Here is a 13,114-nt window from a genome sequence, read left to right on the forward strand (position 1 = left end):
AATGGCCTCACCCCTCACCCCCCGACAAATACCGCTTCTTCGCAGCCTCCATCCGCTGCATATCCCGCACCGCATTATCAATCGCCACCTCATCCGACTTATCCGCATAGCGGAACTCGCTGTCCGCATAGCGGTTGATCTCCTGCACCACCATCTCCACCGTGATCTCTTGGCGCATCTCCTCAATCATCGCCTTCTTCTCATCGTACCCTTTGAACAGGAACAACTCCGGCTCCTCCATCCATTCATCCGGCAATTCAAAGTCCATCGCCCGCACCTTGACCGCGTCCGTGATGTTCTTGATCGCCCGCCCCGTGAAACGCGGATCGGCCTCCTGAATGGCCTTCAGATAGGTGCCCAGCTTGTTGATCGTGTCCAACTCCCCAATCTCGCCCCGCACGGCCTCATAGACCGTCAACAACCCCGCCTCATGCGGTTTTGAATGCCCCTCGAACGACGCCGCCACCGCCTTTTTGATCATCTGCGCCTCGAACACCTGATGATCGCCCAGCGGAATATCGTGGTTTTTGCCCATCAGCAGGAACAGGATATCCACATAATCCTCCCGCGTCTGCGGCCCATCCACAAGGAACCGCGCCCCCGCCCGCTGGCGCAAGGCATCGTCGACATTCTCCGGGTAATTCGAGAACATCCCGAAGGTGCAATTGCCGCGCACAACGGTATTCGCCCCGGCAAACGATTCCATCAGCACAGCGGTAATCTCCAGCTGCCCGGCGGATGACTGCCTGTCGCCGCGCTTGCCCGCCAACTGGTCAATATCATCTATTGTGCCAAAGCCGATCACCGACGGATCAATGATATTATTGATAAACGCCTTCGCGTTCTGCCCCGATTTGCCCTGATAACTGTCGATATTATCCGTGCTGAGGTTCTGATAGCGGAACGGATAGCCGGCATTCGAACAATACTCTGAAATCAACCCCGCCATCATTTGGATCAGCGTGGTTTTCCCCGTCCCCGGCGCGCCGTCGCCCATGAACGTAAATATGAAACCGCCCATTTCCGCAAAGGGGTTCATGCGACGGTCAAAGTCATAAGCCATCAACATCTTAGCCAGCTTCATTGCCTGATATTTGGCAATATGGTTGCCCACGACCTCATTGGGTTTCTTGAACGTCATGGTCAGCGTGGTCGATTTGGCCTTATGGGCGGGGGTAAAGCCGGAAACAGTAAAATCATCCGCCGCCACCCGCCAGCTTGTCGATCGGAACCCTTCCAACTGCGGCATATTCTGCGCACGCAATGCCACTTTCTCCATCAGGCTCTCGGCAAAACCCGCCACGGTCGCCACCACATGCGCATCATCCTTGCCACTTACGGCGATATCCTGATCAAGTTCCCACAGCACGCCATGCAAGGCGGTCTGCCCATTGTCCAGCAACACCTCCTCAACCTCTCCCACATCCACGGAAACCTCAGGCAAATGCGCCGACATCAAATAGGCTGTTGCATTGCCGAACACATAAAGCGTGACCAAGGCCTCCGCCGCCAGCAACTCGCCAAACTCCGCCTTGCGCGCGGCAGGCAAAGCCCCCTCCAAATTCGCCCGCTTAAGATCACCCAGCCCCGATTGCTCCGCCACATTCCCGGCCACCGCCAATGCAATCGCAATCGCGCGGCGCAACCCATGCAAGACTGTCGACTGCAACGGCGACATCAACGCATCATCGCCATCCGCCCCTTCAACCCGCGCAATCAAGGACACCGCACCGGATGCCACCCGCCTCTGCGTCACCAACCCCGGTGTGGTAGACCGGAACCGCCGCCGCGTGCCGATCCCAGAGGACCGCTCGACCGGTGCCGCCCCCACGGCCACCCCAATGCGCGGCGTATGATCAAACCCTTCAAGCAACGCCTGCGCGACAACGACATGCGCCGCGATATCCTCTTCTCGCAACTCCATGGTGTCTGATGTCTGGCTCATCGCTGCTCCAATCCTATTCTCTTTTTGGCCTTAAATACTGTCCGCACTCACGAACCCTGCGCCCCTCGCCGGCGTTCAATACTGCAACACACGCCCCACGCCGCTGACCACAAATTTGCGCACCGAAGCGAAACCGGCCGGTTGTTTTTCATCCAACGCCTGAAACACCCTTTGCGGCAGAATGATGCTGCGTTCCTGCCGTGTCGCCCCCAGGTCCGGCCCCTGTCCGGCAAAAGGATCCAGCGCGAAAACTTCACGCTCCACGGTCGAAAACCACCCCGATTTCTGCGCAACCACCCGATCCGAAACCAACTCTTCCTCGGTCCAGACCAAGGCCCAGTCCTGCCCCGCCGGGGCCTTGGCCTCTGCCAGAACCTCACGCAAAGGGCCCGCCTGACGGGTGTAGCTGTGCGAATACATCGGGCCCAGATGGAACCGCCGTAGCCGCTTGGGATGCAGGTCGTCGAAATCCTCGTCAAATCCCTTGGCAATGGTCAACAACTTCAACCCGCCCAGCGCCTGCGCGCTCAGATGCGCCTGCACCTCGGGCCAACGCCGCTGGTCCTTGGGCAACCCGACCTTGCCGGAATCCTCAAGCTCCATGATATAGATCACCGGCAGGTTCACCTGACTGTCATATGTCGCCCAATGCAGACGAAACTGCCGCCGCCCTTCAGCAAGGTTTCCCAACCACTGTGGTTGCACATCATTCTGCACCCAGAACAAATCACCCTTGGCCAACTCCTCATAGTAGAGCCGTTGTGACAGCGAGAATTGTAACTTGGTCGGCACCTTGCGCGCACTCAGGATGGTCTGGACCATCTGGTCCTTCAACGCCTCAACCGATGCCATCTCCTCCAGATGGGTGACCGCCTGCTGTGCATCATTGGCCATGGTCATCAACTCTTCGGCCACCGGAAAACCGCTGTCCCGATTGTCCATCGTCAACGAACCAAAGAACCGCCCCGTCTCGCGCCCTGCCAAAAGATATTTCAAACCCAGCGCGTTGAAGCTGTGGGTCAGCTTGACGGCGTACCGCGTTAGAATTGCCACCTCGTCCTCGTTCAGCTTGCCCTCCGCCCGCATGACGCCGGACACGTCCAGCATATGCTGCATAATACCCTCAAACTTACGGAAATACCGCCGCGAGGCATATGTGTCGGACAGGCCAACGTGGTCATGGGTAAGGTCGGACATCAGACAATCCAGCCGCAACTGCTGCGCAATCCGGTGACGAACTCCGCCAGCCGGCGCGTCACAACAGTCGGGCGCAGCTCACCGGATTGCCGCACGCTTTCACGCCCCATACTGATTACTGTCATGTTTCTCGACAATCGCCTGAAACCGCCGCGCAAACCGCTCGTCTGCCTTGGCCTTGGCCTCCAGCACCTCACGGGCAAATACCATGTGGTCCTCGTGCTTCTCCATCATCTCGGCCATGCGGGCATTTGTTGCCGCACCAATCCCCGCCATCGCCGACTGGGCCTCTTGATCCGTCTTCACGCCAATCTCGTTGATCCGATGCGCCACGTCCTGCTGCTGCGCCGTCTTCAGTGATTTGGTCAAAGCATCATACAGGACAACACGTTGTTTCGTGTCTGTCTGCAACTTGTTGATCAACACCATCTGCGTGGCCGCCTGATTTTGCAGCGAGTCGATCCAGGTCTTGCCCTTCTCGATATACCGCTCCAGCGTTTGCGACTTCGCCAGCTTGACCTGCTCCTCCTGAACCAAAGCGTTATACTTCGTATTGGCCTCGGCAAGCTCGGTCTCCAGCTTGGTGCGTTTGGCTGCGTCCGTTTCCGAAGCAATGGCATTTTCCAGCTTGATGATTGTCGGGTCCATACCTTGCAAATCCGCGCGGATGGTTTCCAACTCACCGACCGTAAATTCTCGCTCGTCCAGCGTGCCGGTCAGGTTGTCCTCAACCTTGATCTTTTGCTCTTCCAGCATCGCCAACTGCCCTTCAAGCAATTGGACAATTGTATCCGACTTGGAAATCAAATCTTGCAACTTGTCGTCAATCGACGCTGACCGCACCCGTTCCTGCCGCATTGCATCCGATTTAGCGCTCGCGAAAATCCCGACAAAGCTCTCCCAGCCGGTCTTATTGCGCATCTCGTCGAAATCGCGGCTGAACCCGGCAGTCACATCGTCCAGCCCCATGATCAGCTCAGCAATATTGGCGTTCATCACATCGGTATGGGCATGAACATCCTCAAGCGTGGCATTCTCGATGTCGATCATCACATCATCGCCGGCTTTCATCTTGGCGCGGGCGGTTTCGATCCGGCTGGTCAGCTCGGCAATCTTGCTCTGGGCCGCGGCCACCTGTGTCTGCGATTCCCTGACCTGTGCGTCCAAATTCGACATACGACACTCCCTTTCTAAAACTGTTAAACTTTATATATGCAATGTAACAGCGATTTACATCACCTTACCATGTAGTTTCTTGAACTGTGGCAAAACCCCAAAGAGTTGAAAAGGGCTAACCCTTAGAGCCGCCCTCCAGCTTCGCCCAGCGGGCCAGAGCGGACAGCGCCAGAAGAAACACCAGCCCCGCAATCGCATATCCACCCAGGGTTACCTGAATATCGGCATATACCATCACTGTATCCTGCTGCACCCGCGCCGAGGCAAACAACAAACTACCCGCGAGCAACAACCGCCCGACAAAACTTTGTAGTGACAGATACGTCGCCCGCCCGGCATCATCCAACAAAGGTTGCATCCGCGCGACAATAAAAGGCCGCGCAAAGGAATTCGGCACCATGCGCAATAGCAACACCGCAATCGCCAAAGCAGAGTCGGTTAGGGAAAGCACCCCGATCAGCCCAATCTGAATGCCGAAGGCCAAAAGCAGGATTGCACTTAACCCGATCCGTCGGCGCAACTTCAACGCCACCAAGGACGCCAGAACCGACACCAACATCATCATCGCACTGACCGTGCCGCTGACAATAGGCGGCGACCATGTTAACCCCTCAAGGGCCTGCGCAATAAAGGGCTGACCAAAGATAAATGGCACATGGCTGAACCCGTACATCAACACCGACAGTATAAATAGCCAGACCAACACCGGCCGACCCATTGCCTGACGAAAATGCCGCCATTGGCCAGACAGGCCGGCACTGCCCACACTGCCCCTCTCATGCAGTGGTTCGACAAAACGCCACGCAATGATCAAGGCCAGCACCTGCGCCACGGCACCAGCGACAAATGCCCATCCCAGATGATAGCTGGCCAGAACACCACCGGTGATCGCCGACAAGGCCAATCCGATCAACGCAGCCTGCCAGCCTCTGGTTTCCTGCGCTTCAACCTCTGCGGCGCGGCCCTGCACTTTCAGGGATTCATACAACAACGCGCTGTCTGTGCCAGAACTGAACGCCGCACTTACACCCAGACAGACCTGCGCCAATGCAAAAACCGCAAACCCCGATCCGACTGCAACCAACGCCGCCCCCAGCGCCCCGAAAAACGCCGCAGCAATCAATGTGCGCCGACGGCCCAGACGGTCCGACATATAGCCTGACGGCACTTCCATCACCGTGGTTGCCACATCGTAAATTGCATAGAGCAGGATGGCCTGCGCGGCCGAAAGCGTATTCTGAAACAACAAGAACCAGATCGCCTGCCAGAAGGTCAGGTTCTGGGCAAACTTGAACCACGGATAAAGCGTCAGGTTGCGCTTCAAGGCACCGTGTTCATCACCTGTCGCCGCATGGCCCTGCGTTGTAGCGTCTTCCGTCGGTGCCAAAATTGTCCCCGTTTCGCTTTACAAACCTGCGCGGCCAGAGCCTCTTTCAGGTTGTCCCGTTGATTACGACCCATTTGAATAAGGCCTGTTCACGACTGTTTGCGCTACCTTCACGGGCATCCCTTCCCACGTCCAGCCCTTCCTGTAGCAGCACCACAAAATCCTGAAGCACAAGCAGCCCTTGCGCCTGCCAGACCGCGCCGGAATTGCGACCAAGTAGAACTGGACAACCCCGAGCAAAATTGAAAGATGTCCCGCGACCCAAGTGGAGATTAGCTATGAGCAATGTAACCAACCTCAAATCCCTGTTGAAAGACCCCAGTTTGCTGGAAACCCGCGCCTATGTCGGTGGCCAATGGGTAGACGGCGAAGATGGCACATTTGACGTCACAAACCCGGCCCGTGGCGATGTCCTGGCCCAGGTGGCCGACCTGAGCCGCGCACAGGTTGCTGGTGCCATTGCCCAAGCGGAAACGGCGCAGAAAGAATGGGCCCAGTGGACCGGCAAAGAGCGCGCAGGCGTAATGCGCAAGTGGTTCGACCTAATGATCGAGAACCAAGACGATCTGGGCACTATCCTGACCGCCGAGCAAGGCAAGCCCCTTGCTGAAGCCAAAGGCGAAGTTGCCTATGGCGCGTCGTTCATTGAGTTCTTTGGTGAAGAAGCCAAGCGTATCTATGGCGAAACCGTTCCCGGCCATCAGCGCGACAAGCGGATCACCGTTCTCAAACAGCCCATTGGCGTTGCCGCGTCAATCACGCCGTGGAACTTTCCCAATGCGATGATCACCCGTAAAGCCGCCCCTGCGTTGGCCGCCGGTTGTTCTTTCGTTGCCCGCCCTGCTGCGGAAACACCGCTGAGCGCCATCGTGATGGGTGTCTTGGCCGAACGTGCCGGCATCCCCGCCGGTGTCTTCAATGTTGTGCCCTCTTCGTCGTCTTCTGCTATCGGCAAAGAATTCTGCGAAAACCCCGCTGTGCGCAAAATCACCTTCACAGGATCAACCGAAGTTGGTCGTATTCTGCTCAGACAGGCCGCAGATCAGGTGATGAAATGTTCCATGGAACTGGGTGGCAACGCACCGTTCATCGTGTTTGATGATGCGGATCTGGATGCCGCTGTTGAAGGCGCAATCATGTGCAAATTCCGCAACAACGGTCAGACCTGTGTCTGCGCCAACCGGATTTATGTCCAAGCTGGCGTCTATGACGTCTTTGCCGAAAAACTGAAGGCCCGCGTTGAGCAGATGAAGATCGGTGACGGCCTTGAAACAGGTACGGACCTTGGACCACTGATCAACGCCGAAGCCGGTGCAAAGGTCAAGGAACACATTGACGATGCAGTGAACAAGGGTGCCACCGTGATCCTAGGCGGCAATGGCGCGATGGACGGTAATTTCCTGCCGCCCACAATCGTCACCGGTGTGACACAGGACATGCAGGTTGCACAGGACGAGACGTTCGGCCCCTTCGCGCCTTTGTTTAAATTCACCGATGAAGACGAAGTGATCGCCATGGCGAACGACACGATCTTTGGTCTGGCGTCCTATTTCTATGCCAAAGACCTCAGCCGCGTGTACAAGGTTGCCGAAGCGCTGGAATACGGCATCGTTGGCGTGAACACCGGCATCATTTCTACAGAGGTGGCACCGTTTGGTGGCGTCAAACAATCCGGCCTTGGCCGCGAAGGCAGCCACCACGGCATCGAAGATTATCTAGAGATGAAATACATCTGCATGAGTGTATAAGGCAAAAGGCGGAGGTTTCTCCGCCTTACCCCCGCCGGGGATCAATCTGTGCCATCACCCTGTCAAACCGCATCCACGACAGGGAAGCCTTGTTCCCAGCAAGCCCGTCGTAGTGGGACTTTCCTGTAGAGTTTGGTAATCCCGCCCAGATTTTTGCCAAATTATTCATGAACCCCGTGCGGCCCAAAATTCCTGACCGGAACTGATGCAGGCCCGCCTCTGCCAGCAACACATCCGCCAACCTGTCCTGCACTGCCGGACTAAACCGTTGTGTTTGCTTGATCCCTGCTTTTTGCACCACCCGCCACAGGGTCACTGGAATAAACTGGTAACGTCCGATGGCATGTGGCTGTCCGGGGGTGGCTTTGATCCATGCAAATATCTCTGCCAATGTCATCTGTGTTGGTGGTTTGGTGGGTTTGATCCGCGCACCGTACTGTACCGCATCATACCCGTCACGGCGCGATTCCGCCTCTTGGATTAGGGCGCGGATCACCTGAACGTCAGAGCCGCGTAAAATCGCCGGGACCGCAGTTGCATAGGCCGGCTTATGCGCGGGCCGGTCCGAAAACATGCCCCTGTGATCACGGCCAATAAACAGCGCCGCAGTCTGACGTGCCGGCGTGACTCGCGCCGCAGCAAACAAGCTCCCCCGGCCAGCATTCAACGCACTGCCGCCAAGAATTGAAACCGCCTCTGCATGGGCGGTGCCACCCATCACCACCGTGAAAACAACGGTCAGAATGCGCCAAGCGGATTGCATAAATACCTCAACATTGTGCCCCCCCTTCTATGACGCAGAAAGGTTGCCAAGCCGTTCAGAAATAAAATTTCCCACACAGCCAAGGATTGACGCAGGAGGCGCGTCATACATAGGTGATGTTGATGCAAACCGATGATACCTCTCTTGCCCTTGCGGCAGCCGGCGGCGATGCCGGCGCTTTTGGCACGCTGATGGAACGGCAATATGATCGGCTGTTCCGTCTGTGTTTCCGGCTGACCGGTTCACAGGCCGAGGCCGAGGACCTGACGCAGGACATCTGTGCCGCCCTACCTGCGAAATTACGCAGCTTCAAAGGCGAGGCCACATTCACCACCTGGGCCTACCGTCTATGCGTCAATGCCGCCCACGATCGCCGCCGCCGCGCAGCCACCCACGCCAAAGCCGCCAGCGGCTGGGGCGATTGGGAGGTCAACCGCCGCGCAGCCGATGCTGAGGCCGAAGCGGCGCTGGACTGGCTGACACAGGCCATGCGCGCCCTGCCGGACGATCTGCGCGATACGCTGGCCTTGGTTCTTGATGACATGACCCATACGCAGGCCGGCGAAATTCTGGGCATCTCAGAAGGCACCGTCAGCTGGCGCATCTCACAAGCTAAGAAACACCTCGCAACCCTGCGCAAGGAGGGCACGCCATGAGCGACGACCTCGATGATCTGAAATCCCTGATGAACGCGGCAACCCCGCACCCCGATGCCGCACGGAAATCGGAAAACCTTGCCTTGGCGCAAAAAAACTTTGCCGACCTCCAAGGATCGCGAGATGGCGTGCGTCTTACTTCTGATCGCCCGAAAACGGGCATTATCTCAGGAGTACGAAACATGTTGTCCACCCTTACCTCCCGCGCCGGCCTTACCGCATCCACCGCCATTGTTGCCGTGGGTCTTGTGATGCTGTCGCCCCTTGGCAATGACCTGTTGCCGCCCCCCACCGACACCGCGTTCCAGACCGCGCCGCAGCCTGTCGAACCGTCAATTGCCCAGCGCAAGACCGCGCCGGTCGAACCGGCACCACAGCTTGAAGTCGCACCAATGGTTGCGACTGAGATGGCCAGCGATGGTACGGCCGCCGCCCTGCCCCCGGCCAGCCCTGCGCTTATGTCCACCCGCGCAAATGGCCGCATGATGCTGGATGCACCGGTGATCCTCCCGGAAAACATCACAGAGACCTTTGCCAATGCCGACACGAACCCCATTCAGGTTACAGCGCAAAACCCGGTTTCGACTTTTTCCATCGATGTGGACACGGCGTCCTATTCTGTCATCCGCAACTCACTAAGTAATGGCCAACTGCCGCCCAAAGATGCGGTACGTGTGGAGGAAATGATCAATTATTTCCCCTATGACTATGCCGCGCCCACCGGCACGAACGCCTTTCAACCTACCGTCACGCTAACCCCGACACCGTGGAACGCCGACACGCAACTGATGCAGATCGCCATCCAAGGCGCGTTGCCCGATCTGGCGGAACGCCCGCCGCTGAACCTTGTGTTCCTGATCGACACCTCCGGCTCGATGGAGCAGCCCAACAAACTGCCCCTGCTCAAGCAGAGCTTTCGCTTGATGCTGGGCCAGTTGCGCCCTGAGGATCAGGTTGCCATCGTGACCTATGCCGGGTCAGCAGGCGAGGTTCTGGCCCCCACTGCCGCATCGGAACGCACCACAATCCTGAATGCGCTGGACAACCTTGGCGCGGGTGGATCAACCGCTGGCCAAGCTGGCCTGCAACAAGCTTACGCCACCGCCGCCGCCATGTCGGAAGAGGGTGATGTTAACCGGATCATTTTGGCCACGGACGGTGATTTCAATGTCGGGCTGAACGATCCTGACGCATTAAAAGATTACATCGCCGACAAGCGTGACAGCGGCACCTACCTTAGTGTTCTGGGCTTTGGCCGTGGCAACCTTGACGATGCGACGATGCAGGCGCTGGCCCAGAACGGCAATGGACAGGCGGCCTATATCGACACCCTGTCAGAAGCGCAGAAAGTGCTGGTGGATCAATTGGGCGGTGCCCTGTTCCCGATTGCCGATGACGTGAAAATTCAGGTCGAATTCAACCCGGCCACAGTCTCGGAATACCGTTTGATCGGCTATGAAACCCGCGCCCTGAAACGCGAGGATTTCAACAACGACAAGGTGGATGCAGGCGACATCGGGGCCGGCCATCAGGTTACCGCGATTTACGAGGTCACGCCAAAAGGCTCACCGGCAGAACGCAACGCTCCACTGCGCTATGACACACCGGTCATCACCCAGAATGCCAGCGACGAACTCGCCTTTCTGCGCCTGCGTTATAAAGCGCCGGGCAGTGAGACCAGCGCCTTGATTGAAACACCGATACAGGCAACCATCACTGGAGAGGCAGGTTTTGCCGCCGCCATCGCAGGCTTTGGCCATCTGCTGCGCGACGGCACCTATACCGGCGATTGGACCTATGCCGACGCGATCAAACTGGCGAATGACACCAAAGGCGACGATCCCTTCGGTTACCGCGCCGAGGCGGTGCAGTTGATGCGCCTGGCAGAAAGTCTGTCTGCACAGTAACCGTCCCATAGATATCAAAAAAGGTCCGGCGCGCGAAGCACCGGACCTTGCAGAGTCTGTCTCGGGGGAGGAGGATCAGAACTCTGTTACCGTCTCAAGCGTTCGGGATAATCCCTTAACGCCTTAGTTGACGGATTTCGCGTCAACGACATCTTTCTCCACCCGCTTCACATCAGAAGCGATCTGAATTTGGCGGGGTTTCAGTGCTTCGGGCACCTGCAACTCCAGCTCAATATGCAACATGCCATCGACATGCTCTGCGCCTGTCACCTGAACGTGGTCCGCCAGATGGAAACGACGTTCAAAGGCGCGCGTGGCGATGCCGCGGTGCAAGAAAGTCTTGCCTTCATCCTCATCCGCCTTGCGGGCCGACACGATCAACGCCTTGTCGCGCACTTCGACTGACAGGTCGTTGTCCGAAAAACCGGCAACCGCGATGGAAATGCGATACGCATCATCTTCCAGTTTTTCGATGTTGTAAGGGGGATAGCTTTGCGTTGTGCTGTCGGCGCGCAGGGCACGATCCATCATGTTTGCAATCTGGTCAAAGCCGACACTTGAACGGTAAAGCGGTGCAAAATCGTAAGTTCTCATTGTGTTCATCCTCATTCTAGAGCGATTGAAGCCCGGACCTTCCACCATTGGACAGGCCCTGTTTTCAGTCATCAAGACCCTCATCAGGCATCTCGATGTCACTCATGTGGGAAGGATGGATTACGGTTTCAAGACCCGTTCGCCCTGACAAATTTTGCACCCGTGGATGTTTTCCGACTGCCCACTGTCACCCGTCGGATATTGGCACCCGGCAGCGCCTTGTTGGCACGCATCTGGCGTTTGAGGTCGGAAATCAGCTGTGGCAGCTCCATGCCAAAGGCCACCTTCTTGCCACCTCTTGTGCCAATGCCCGATATGACCGAGACAATCTGTCCCCGCCCGTTCAAATGGGTAAACACAGGGGCACCACTGGACCCGAAGGTGACATCGCAATCCAGCACCAGCAAACGGTCGCGTGCGCCCAGCACCTGACACTGGTTTTGCCGCGACAAAGCATCTGAGCGCCCGCGCCCGTAAGACACGACACTTACCGGTCCTTTGGGCATCACCCCTGAAAACACCCGAAACGGCGCAAGCTGATGGGATGGGATCGGCTTTGCCAAACGAACCAGCGCCAGATCGTGACGGATGTTGTTGCCGTCAAATCCCGTTGTCGGGTCATAGCCGGCGTGGGCCTCAATCTGCGACACCCGCCGCTTCGCAGCCGCATCGCCATTGGTCAGCCCCGCACGAAACGTCACCTCTTCTGCAGAGATCAGTTGTCCGTTCTGATAGACACAATGCGCCGCGGTCAGCACCATGTCCGGCGCGATCAACGTGCCCGAACAATAGCCGCTGCGCCCGAGGTCCAGACGGCCCACCGATTGCCAGGCCAATGCGTCGTTTTTCGTACCCAATTTGCGCAGCTTGGTCGTTTCCGCCACAACTGCTCCGCCTGCAACCATGGCACAAAGCGCAAGCGCTGCTATCTGTGCAATACCCTTCATGGTCTTACAAACTTTGCGCCAGTGCCGGCATTATTCTGACCAACCAACACCCGTTTCCGCCGGGGTGCATCGCCTTGGAACACGCCCTTACCTGCAACCAGTTCAGCCTGCAAAATTGCCAGCGGCGCGCCCAGTGACGTGCCCAATGACACGTTTTCTCCGTCCACCTCTGCCTTGGCAGAAACAACGGAAACGATATGGGCCTCACCTTCATGAAAGGTAAAGATCGGAGCCCCGCTGGATCCAAAATCAACCGAACAGCTTGTCACTAGAACACCGTCCTGTTGGGCCAAGACCTTGCATACCTCCTGCAATGACGGGGCCTCGGATCGGTCTCTGGCATAGCTGACAACGCCCACAGAATCGCCCGGACGCGGACGCGCCGCCGTCCCGAAGGGTTTGATTGTGGTGTTACGAATGGGCCGCTGAAGTTCCAACAAGGCCAGATCGTTGCGCACCCGCCCGGAGGAAACATCCCCGTCATAAACAAAATCGGGATGTACCACGGCGCGGCGGATATCACGATAAGCCCCCGCCCGTCCGTTGCGCCAGCCGGCGAGGAATTGCACGGTGCTGTGATCAATCCGCGTTTTTGTATCGCGATCAAACAGGCAATGCGCCGCCGTCAGCACCAAACGCGGCGCAATCAAGGCACCGGTACAAAAACCGGCGCCGCCAATGTTTAACCGACCAACCGCTTCCCAGGCTGTTGCATCAACGCCCGAACTTAACCGTTTAAGCCGTGCATCCTGTGCAAAAGCCGCCGTCGCGATGACGGTTATCATCAAGGTAAG

At 57.5% G+C, this 13,114-nt stretch carries 12 protein-coding genes; 3 read left to right on the forward strand and 9 right to left on the reverse strand.

Translation table 11 applies throughout. The annotated features are described in order from the left end of the window. Window positions 1-7: 7 nt before the first annotated feature. The 5 genes from HKX44_RS09740 to HKX44_RS09760 all read right to left on the reverse strand — a co-directional run bounded on the left by HKX44_RS09740 (window position 8) and on the right by HKX44_RS09760 (window position 5,705). Window positions 8-1,945 (reverse strand): ATP-binding protein, encoded by a 1,938-nt coding sequence (locus HKX44_RS09740; protein ID WP_276151133.1) that lies wholly within the window; start codon window positions 1,943-1,945, stop codon window positions 8-10. Between the two features lie 75 nt (window positions 1,946-2,020). After that, window positions 2,021-3,142 carry a hypothetical protein gene (locus HKX44_RS09745; RefSeq protein ID WP_276151134.1) on the reverse strand — a complete coding sequence of 374 codons (1,122 nt, stop codon included), beginning with the start codon at window positions 3,140-3,142 and terminating at the stop codon, window positions 2,021-2,023. Next, window positions 3,142-3,267 carry a hypothetical protein gene (locus HKX44_RS09750; RefSeq protein ID WP_276151135.1) on the reverse strand — a complete coding sequence of 42 codons (126 nt, stop codon included), beginning with the start codon at window positions 3,265-3,267 and terminating at the stop codon, window positions 3,142-3,144. Before HKX44_RS09750 ends, HKX44_RS09745 begins: the two co-directional genes overlap by 1 nt. Beyond that, entirely contained in the window at window positions 3,242-4,318 is a 1,077-nt protein-coding gene (locus HKX44_RS09755) for a hypothetical protein (protein ID WP_276151136.1), read from the reverse strand. The genes HKX44_RS09750 and HKX44_RS09755 overlap by 26 nt, the downstream gene beginning before the upstream one ends. A 115-nt stretch (window positions 4,319-4,433) precedes the next feature. Next, on the reverse strand, window positions 4,434-5,705 hold the full coding sequence (locus HKX44_RS09760; RefSeq protein ID WP_276151137.1) for an MFS transporter: 1,272 nt from the start codon (window positions 5,703-5,705) through the stop codon (window positions 4,434-4,436). Between the two features lie 278 nt (window positions 5,706-5,983). Between HKX44_RS09760 and HKX44_RS09765 the strand changes: the two genes are divergently transcribed. Further along, window positions 5,984-7,453 carry an NAD-dependent succinate-semialdehyde dehydrogenase gene (locus HKX44_RS09765; protein WP_276151138.1) on the forward strand — a complete coding sequence of 490 codons (1,470 nt, stop codon included), beginning with the start codon at window positions 5,984-5,986 and terminating at the stop codon, window positions 7,451-7,453. A 25-nt stretch (window positions 7,454-7,478) separates the two neighbouring features. Here HKX44_RS09765 and HKX44_RS09770 read toward each other — a convergent pair whose 3' ends face one another. Continuing rightward, window positions 7,479-8,216, reverse strand: coding sequence for a hypothetical protein (locus tag HKX44_RS09770; protein WP_276151139.1), 738 nt, complete (start codon window positions 8,214-8,216; stop codon window positions 7,479-7,481). 122 nt (window positions 8,217-8,338) lie between these two features. Between HKX44_RS09770 and HKX44_RS09775 the strand changes: the two genes are divergently transcribed. Both HKX44_RS09775 and HKX44_RS09780 read left to right on the forward strand, forming a co-directional pair. Beyond that, window positions 8,339-8,872, forward strand: coding sequence for an RNA polymerase sigma factor (locus tag HKX44_RS09775; protein ID WP_276151140.1), 534 nt, complete (start codon window positions 8,339-8,341; stop codon window positions 8,870-8,872). Then, window positions 8,869-10,779 (forward strand): VWA domain-containing protein, encoded by a 1,911-nt coding sequence (locus tag HKX44_RS09780; protein WP_276151141.1) that lies wholly within the window; start codon window positions 8,869-8,871, stop codon window positions 10,777-10,779. Before HKX44_RS09775 ends, HKX44_RS09780 begins: the two co-directional genes overlap by 4 nt. A 123-nt stretch (window positions 10,780-10,902) precedes the next feature. Here HKX44_RS09780 and HKX44_RS09785 read toward each other — a convergent pair whose 3' ends face one another. The 3 genes from HKX44_RS09785 to HKX44_RS09795 form a co-directional block, all read right to left on the reverse strand. Continuing rightward, complete coding sequence (locus HKX44_RS09785) at window positions 10,903-11,373, reverse strand: Hsp20 family protein (RefSeq protein ID WP_276151142.1); 471 nt, start codon at window positions 11,371-11,373, stop codon at window positions 10,903-10,905. Window positions 11,374-11,501: 128 nt separating this feature from the next. After that, entirely contained in the window at window positions 11,502-12,320 is an 819-nt protein-coding gene (locus HKX44_RS09790) for a trypsin-like serine protease (RefSeq protein ID WP_276151143.1), read from the reverse strand. Next, window positions 12,317-13,105 (reverse strand): trypsin-like serine protease, encoded by a 789-nt coding sequence (locus tag HKX44_RS09795; RefSeq protein WP_276151144.1) that lies wholly within the window; start codon window positions 13,103-13,105, stop codon window positions 12,317-12,319. The genes HKX44_RS09790 and HKX44_RS09795 overlap by 4 nt, the downstream gene beginning before the upstream one ends. Between the last annotated feature and the right edge of the window lie 9 nt (window positions 13,106-13,114).

The organism is Sulfitobacter sp. M05, from assembly GCF_029285175.1.
Taxonomy (GTDB): domain Bacteria; phylum Pseudomonadota; class Alphaproteobacteria; order Rhodobacterales; family Rhodobacteraceae; genus Sulfitobacter.

Coding starts and splice junctions, on each gene's coding strand:
- HKX44_RS09740 (WP_276151133.1), bottom strand. CDS start 1,945: ATGAGCCAGACATCAGACACCATGGAGTTGCGAGAAGAGGATATCGCG.
- HKX44_RS09745 (WP_276151134.1), bottom strand. CDS start 3,142: ATGTCCGACCTTACCCATGACCACGTTGGCCTGTCCGACACATATGCC.
- HKX44_RS09750 (WP_276151135.1), bottom strand. CDS start 3,267: ATGACAGTAATCAGTATGGGGCGTGAAAGCGTGCGGCAATCCGGTGAG.
- HKX44_RS09755 (WP_276151136.1), bottom strand. CDS start 4,318: ATGTCGAATTTGGACGCACAGGTCAGGGAATCGCAGACACAGGTGGCC.
- HKX44_RS09765 (WP_276151138.1), top strand. CDS start 5,984: ATGAGCAATGTAACCAACCTCAAATCCCTGTTGAAAGACCCCAGTTTG.
- HKX44_RS09770 (WP_276151139.1), bottom strand. CDS start 8,216: ATGCAATCCGCTTGGCGCATTCTGACCGTTGTTTTCACGGTGGTGATG.
- HKX44_RS09775 (WP_276151140.1), top strand. CDS start 8,339: ATGCAAACCGATGATACCTCTCTTGCCCTTGCGGCAGCCGGCGGCGAT.
- HKX44_RS09780 (WP_276151141.1), top strand. CDS start 8,869: ATGAGCGACGACCTCGATGATCTGAAATCCCTGATGAACGCGGCAACC.
- HKX44_RS09785 (WP_276151142.1), bottom strand. CDS start 11,373: ATGAGAACTTACGATTTTGCACCGCTTTACCGTTCAAGTGTCGGCTTT.
- HKX44_RS09790 (WP_276151143.1), bottom strand. CDS start 12,320: ATGAAGGGTATTGCACAGATAGCAGCGCTTGCGCTTTGTGCCATGGTT.
- HKX44_RS09795 (WP_276151144.1), bottom strand. CDS start 13,105: ATGATAACCGTCATCGCGACGGCGGCTTTTGCACAGGATGCACGGCTT.